The organism is Microbacterium sp. 5K110 (assembly GCF_005774735.1).
In the GTDB taxonomy this organism is placed as follows: domain Bacteria; phylum Actinomycetota; class Actinomycetes; order Actinomycetales; family Microbacteriaceae; genus Microbacterium.
In genome coordinates, this window is the sequence record NZ_VBUM01000040.1 from 23,974 (window position 1) to 30,807 (window position 6,834).

3 protein-coding genes and 1 pseudogene are annotated in these 6,834 nt (G+C 69.1%); all 4 read right to left on the reverse strand.

The window, feature by feature from the left end:
• Positions 1–27: 27 nt before the first annotated feature.
• The gene (guaA, locus tag FE256_RS10540; protein WP_138175352.1) at positions 28–1,608 is read right to left on the reverse strand and encodes a glutamine-hydrolyzing GMP synthase; all 1,581 of its coding nucleotides are present in this window, start codon (positions 1,606–1,608) and stop codon (positions 28–30) included.
• The gene (locus FE256_RS10545) at positions 1,605–2,126 is read right to left on the reverse strand and encodes a DUF3817 domain-containing protein (RefSeq protein ID WP_138175354.1); all 522 of its coding nucleotides are present in this window, start codon (positions 2,124–2,126) and stop codon (positions 1,605–1,607) included. The genes guaA and FE256_RS10545 overlap by 4 nt, the downstream gene beginning before the upstream one ends.
• Positions 2,127–2,222: 96 nt before the next feature.
• Positions 2,223–6,371 (reverse strand): metallophosphoesterase, encoded by a 4,149-nt coding sequence (locus FE256_RS10550; RefSeq protein ID WP_138175356.1) that lies wholly within the window; start codon positions 6,369–6,371, stop codon positions 2,223–2,225.
• Positions 6,372–6,373: 2 nt separating this feature from the next.
• Positions 6,374–6,834 (reverse strand): annotated as a pseudogene (locus FE256_RS18175) (hypothetical protein); the annotation flags it as partial.

A 6,834-nucleotide genomic window follows, 5' to 3' on the forward strand; every position in this document is an offset into this window, starting at 1 on the left:
GGCGCGGGAGCCGGTGTCAGAACCGGCTCACTCCCATTCGATGGTCCCCGGCGGCTTCGACGTGACGTCGAGCACCACGCGGTTGACCTCGCGCACCTCGTTGGTGATGCGGTTGCTGATCTTCGACAGCACGTCGTAGGGCAGACGCGTCCAGTCGGCGGTCATCGCGTCCTCGGACGAGACGGGGCGCAGCACGATCGGGTGACCGTACGTGCGACCGTCGCCCTGGACCCCGACCGAGCGGACGTCGGCCAGCAGCACGACGGGGCACTGCCAGATCTCGGCATCCAGTCCCGCCTTCGTCAGCTCGGCGCGGGCGATCGCGTCGGCATCACGCAGGATCTCGAGACGGTCAGCGGTGACCTCGCCCACGATGCGGATGCCAAGACCGGGCCCCGGAAAGGGCTGACGGCCGACGATCGCTTCGGGCAGACCGAGCTCGCGACCGATCGCGCGCACCTCGTCTTTGAAGAGGGTGCGCAGCGGCTCGACGAGCTCGAACTGCAGGTCTTCGGGAAGGCCGCCGACGTTGTGGTGGCTCTTGATGTTCGCGGTGCCGGCGCCGCCGCCGGACTCCACGACGTCGGGGTACAGCGTGCCCTGGACGAGGAAGCGGATAGGCTCGCCGTCGGCCTTCGCTTCGGCGACGAGGTCGGCCTGCACCTTCTCGAACGCGCGGATGAACTCGCGGCCGATGATCTTGCGCTTCTCTTCGGGGTCGCTGACGCCGGCGAGGGCGTTCAGGAACGTCTCCCGGGCGTCGACGGTGATCAGGCGCACGCCGGTCGACGCGACGTAGTCGTTCTCGACCTGCTCGCGCTCGCCCTTGCGGAGGAGCCCGTGGTCGACGAAGACCGCGACGAGCTGGTCGCCGACGGCCTCGTGCACGAGCGCGGTGGACACGGCCGAGTCGACCCCGCCCGACAGCGCCGACAGCACGCGGCCCGTGCCGACCTGCTCGCGGATGCGCGCGACCTGCTCCGCGATGACGTTGCCGCTGTTCCAGTCGGCCGGGAGACCCGCCGCCTTGTGCAGGAAGTTCTCGAGCACGTTCTGACCGTGGTCGGAGTGCTTGACCTCGGGATGCCACTGCACCCCGTAGAAGCGACGGGTGTCGTTCGCGAACGCGGCGACGGGCGTGTGCGCGGTGCGGGCGAGGACGTCGAAGCCCTCGGGCGCGCGGGAGACCTGGTCGCCGTGGCTCATCCACACGTTCTGCTCGGCGGGCTGACCCTGCAGCAGGGTGCCCTCGGTGACGATCGTGGCATCCGTCGCGCCGTACTCGCGCAAGCCGGTGTTCGCGACCTCGCCGCCGAGCGCCTGAGCCATGACCTGGAAGCCGTAGCAGATGCCGAGCGTGGGCACGTCGAGGTCGAAGACGCCCTCGTCCAGCCGCGGGGCACCCTCTTCGTACACCGAGGAGGGACCGCCGGAGAGGATGATGCCCACCGGGTTCTTCGCCGCGATCTCTGCGGCCGAGGCCGTGTGCGGCACGATCTCGCTGTAGACGCCGGCCTCGCGCACGCGACGGGCGATCAGCTGCGCGTACTGGGCGCCGAAGTCGACGACGAGGACGGGACGCTGCGACGTTTCGGTCTGTTCGGTCACCGGGATCCTTCCGGGGCGGAGACGGGAGCGGAGGCCTCGTCGGCCTCGCGCTGGGCGAGATAGGCGCGCACGGAGCGGGCGGTGCGCACCTCGAGGAAGAAGGAGAGGAAGGGCACCACGCCGCCGAGGGCGAGGAAGACGAACCGGCGGAAGGGCCAGCGCATGAGGCTCCACACGCGGAAGCACGAGAACAGGTACACGACGTAGAACCAGCCGTGGACCACGAGGATCGCGAGCGAGATGTTCAGGCCGTCGCCGGTGGAGACGATGTCACACCCGCTGCCGCCGGGGACGAACAGCGAGAACCACTGGCATCCGGGACCGGGGATGGCGTCCGCGAACCACAGGAAGCCGCCGGATCCGCCCAGGAAGAGCTCCTTGTGGATGGGCGTGTACTTCACGATCATCTCGGCGACCAGCAGAAGCAGGCCGACACCGGTGATGATGGAGCAGATCTGGTAGAACTTCAGGGCTCCGCGGATCGCCGGGAACGAGGCGAGCTTGGGGGCGCGGGGCATGGATGCCAGTCTAGTCGCGACCCCGCGGCATCCCCGCCGCGACGACGTCGGGCCGCCCTCCCGGCGAAGGGAGTGCGGCCCGACGGATGCGGCGACTCAGCCCTGCGGCAGCGTCACCTGGATCATGCCCGCGGGGAACCGGTCGCGCGCGGAGACGTACAGCAGGTGGCGTTCGGTGTCGATGGAGACCCCGTAGACCTTGTTGCCGAACTCGTGTGCCGAGAGCCGCTTGACGAGGCTCAGGTCACCGGCGGAGAACACCGTCGCCCCGGACTGATCGAAGGTCGTGCTCTGGTTGCCCACGACCACCGTTCCGCTCTTGCCGTCCACCGCGATCGAGCGGAAGTCGGCGCCCGCGACCTGCTGGCGCTGCACCAGCGAGTAGTCGGACCCCTTGTACACCCGGATGCCCTCGGTCGAGCCGTCGGCATCGCTGTTGCTGACGTACAGCAGGTCGGCGACCGCGTCGTAGGCGACACCGTGCGTGCGCCACGCGCCACCGTCGGACGGACCGGCGACGGTCTGCTTCAGCTCGCCCGTCACGGCGTCCGCGACATCGAAGCCGCCGCCGCGGGTGGCGCCGTAGACGAGTCCGCGACCGAAGTCGACGTCCATGCCGCGCACACCGCCGCTGAACGCGAACGGACCGCGCACCTTGGCGCCGGACTCGGCATCCATGACCACCCAGTTCGAGCCGAACGCGACGTACAGCAGCCCGTTCTTCGCATCGAACGCGATGTCCCGCAGACCGTCCTGCACCGGGTCGGCCGTCGGCGCGGTCAGGGTGCGGACGACCGTGTCGGTCGCGGGATCGATCACGTGCACGCGTGCCGGACGCATCTCGTCGGCGACGAACACGTACCCGGTCGCCGGGTCGACCGCCGACCCGACCGGACGGATCTCGGCCGCGTCGGCCGCCCCCTCGGTCGGGATGGCGCCCAGGGCACGAGCGACCCAGGGCTCGGCCGGCGCGGCGGGAAGCTCGGCCGGGAGCGTCACGCGGATGAACCCGGTCGGGAACCGGTCGCGTGCCGACACGTACAGCGCGTGGCTCTTCGGGTCGATCGAGACCCCGTAGACCTTGTTGCCGTAGGTGTGGGCCGACAGCCGTTCGACGAGCCCGAGGTCGGCCGCGCGGTAGACCGAGACGCCCGAGTTCTCGAACGTGGTCGACTGGTGCCCGACCACGACCGCGCCGGTGGCGGAGTCGACATCGATCGAGCGGAAGTCCGCGCCGTCGATGGCGAGCGTGTCGACCAGTGTGTAGTCCGTGCCGTTGTAGACGCGGATGCCCTGGGTCGACCCCGAGGTGTCGCTGTTGCTGACGTAGACGAGGTTGTTCTTCTCGTCGTACGCGACACCGTGGGTACGCCACGGTCCACCGTCAGCGGGACCCTCGACCGCGGTGATGAGCTCGCCCGTCACCGCGTTGCGCACGTCGAAGCCCGTGCCACGGAGACCACCGAAGACGCGTCCGCCGGCGAAGTCGACGTCCATCCCTCGAACCCCGCCGCTGAAGGCGAAGGGCCCCGCGATCTTGTCGCCGGTCATGGCGTCCATGACCACCCAGTTCCCACCGAACGCGACCGTCAGATGGCCCGTGGCCGGGTCGAACGCGATGTCGCGCAGACCGTCCTCGGCCGGGTCCGTCGTGGGCGCCGTGAGGGTGCGGACGATCTTGTCCGTCTTCGGGTCGACGACGTGCACCCGCGCGGGTCGCATCTCGTCGGCCACGTAGACGAAGCCGGTGGCGGGGTCGACCGCCGAGCCGACGGGACGGATCTCTGCGGCATCCGGCGCGCCCTCGGTCGGGAAGACCGTGAGCGCCTTCGGCTCGTACGGAGTACCGGGAACCTCGGGGTCCGTCGGATCGGTCGGGTCCGTCGGGTCGGTCGGGTCCGTCGGGTCGGTCGGGTCCGTCGTCGCGCGAGCGCTGACGGTCACCGCCTGGGGCTCCAGTTCTTCTCCGGGCGGGTTGAGGCGGAAGTCGCGGTTGGCGACGAAGACGCGCTGGTCCTCCTCGTCGATCGCGATGCCGTAACCGTCCTTGCCGAACTGCGGACCCACCTGGTCGGCGTACTTCTCACCGGTGGCCAGCGAGTGCACCGAGAACCCACCGCGGTCGGAGGAAGTGCCGGTGTAGCCGACGTAGAGCAGCCCCCGTTCGCTGTCGATGTCCAGCTGACGCGCGCCGGGGCGCACTTCACGTTCCCAGACCTGGGCGAAGCCCTTCTTGGCGTCGAAGACCTGGATGTCAGGAGTACCCGCAACACCCTGGAACTTCGTCGACGCGACCACGCCGGTGGCCGGGTCGGCCGCGACGTAGTACGCATCCGCCGTCCCGCGCACGACGCCGAGCGACACACCGGTCGAGGCCTTGAAGACCTCGATACCGCGAGCGGGAACGGCGACGTAGACGTAGTCGTTCACCGGGTCGACGTCGATCGAACGCTGCGACTCGATGATCGGGTACGGCCCACGCACGACCTGCCCGAACGTGTCATCCGCGATCGAGACGACCACCCAGTTCCGGTTCTGCTGACCCACATAAAGAAGCTGACGCTCCTCATCGATCCCCAGATCACGGATGTTCTCCGGCAGAGTCATCTCGCGCCGCACCGTGTCGGTGTCGGGGTCGATCTCGAAGATCTTCCGGCCGTTCTGGTCGCCCAGGTACAGCACGTCACGACCCTGGTGATACGCCACACCCGCCGGCAACGCCGCCGTGTGATCCCCACCGACACTGTTCGGCATGACGGCGTCCAGCAGGGCCGTCTGCTCGTACTCGAAGTCGCCCACGGGGACCTCGGGATCGGTCGGATCGGTCGGCCCGGGATCGGGGTTCGGCTCGCAACCGAGGCACGGCACGGGAGTTCCCGGATCGATGACCTGCGGCTCGACGCCGTCGACGACGAGCTTGGTGTCGCCGTCCTTGGTGATGGTGAACCCGTCGAAGAACTTGCCGTCGGCCGTACGCGACTCGAAACGGAGCGTGCCGCCGTTGATGTCGATCATCTGGTACGTCTGCAGGCCGGTCTCGAGGCGACGCAGGTGCGCGGCGTTCTCGTTCCAGTGGCGCGGGCCCGCATCGTAGAACTTCGACCCGACGCTGGACGAGACGTACACCGGGCCCGTCGAACTCCGACTGGGGTCTGCGCCGGCCGGCAGGTTCTTCTCGTTGGCGACGAGGTTGCCGCGACCGTATGCGTGGTCGTGTCCGTTGAGCACGAGGTCGACGTTGTGCTTCTCGATGATCGGCCCCCACTCCTGGCGGATGCCGAGGTTGTTCCGACCTTCGTCGAGCGAGTAGACGGGGTGGTGGAAGTACACCACGGCCCACCGCTGGGTGTTCTCCGTCAGCACCTTGTCGAGCCACTCGCCTTGGACGCGCAGGCCTTCAGCATCGGAGACGTTGCTGTTGAGCGAGATGAAGCGAACGCCCTCGTGGTCGGCGTAGTACACCGTGCCGGCGAGCTTGTCGTAGACCCCGCCCTCGCCCTGCGGACCGTTGTCGGCGTAGGTGTACATGCTCGAGAACTGCGACGAGAGCACCCCGTCGTACTCGTGGTTTCCCGGCGTGGTCAGCAACTGCTGCGTGCCCAGACCGTACGAGAAGGCCTCATAGAGCTCGCCCCACTGCTGGTCGGAGTGCGCGTCGTTCACGAGATCGCCGACCTGCACGACGAGGTCGGCATTCGGGCGGTCACGGAACGCGTTACGCACCACGCGCGAGGCGTCACCGAGGATCCCGTTCTGCACGTCTCCGAGGTAGACGAACGAGAACCGGTCGTCCCCGGAGGCGGCCGCGGTGTCGAAGTCCTGCCATTCGCTGAAGTTCGTGCCGTCACCGACGCGATACATGTACGACACGCCGGGCTGCAGACCGCTCAGGGTGGCCGTGTGGACGACGTTCGTGTACCCGAGATCGGCGGCCTGCTCGACGCGGCTCTGCGCGTCGACCGAGAGCACGTTCGCCGGGTACGGCGCGGGGGTGAGGCTGCGGTACTCCACGACTCCCTGCGCGACGCCGGTGGACGAGCGCCACTTCACGACCTGCTGCGTCGTGGGATCGGCCGCGGGCAGCAGCGTGATGCGATCGGGGACGATCGACGGCGCGTAGCGCTCGGCGGCGGGGACGGATGCCGCGGACGCGGGCGCCGCGGTGGCGATGACGCCGCCGGTCGCGATCACACCCAAGGCGACACCGGCTGCAAGGACGCGACCGGCTGTACGGATGCGGGCCATGATCAGGAGGCCTTTCGGTTGCGAAGGACGGAGCGGAGGATGAGGACGGCGCCGCCCGCGGCGAGGACGCCGCCGAGAACCATCAGGGTGACCGGAAGTGCGGCTCCCGTCGCGGGAAGCGATGCGGCACCGACGGCCGGCTGGGTCACGACGATCCCGATCGATGCGGTGCGCTTCGAATCGAGGCCCGTCAGCACGATCGAGTGCTCACCGGGCTCCGTGCCGACCGGGATCGTGACGGTCGCATTGAGCGCGCCCGTGGCATCGGCGGTCACCAGCGACAGGGTCACCGGCGTCGAGTGGAGCTCGACGGCGACCCGCTCGCCGGCGACGAAGCCGGTACCCGAGACGGACAGGGCTCCTCCGGGGGCGACCGTGTTGTCGCCGACCATGATCTTCGGGTCGCCACCGGGCGCAGGGGTGGGCGCGGGGCTCGTCGTCGGCTCCGCGGTCGGGGTCGGCG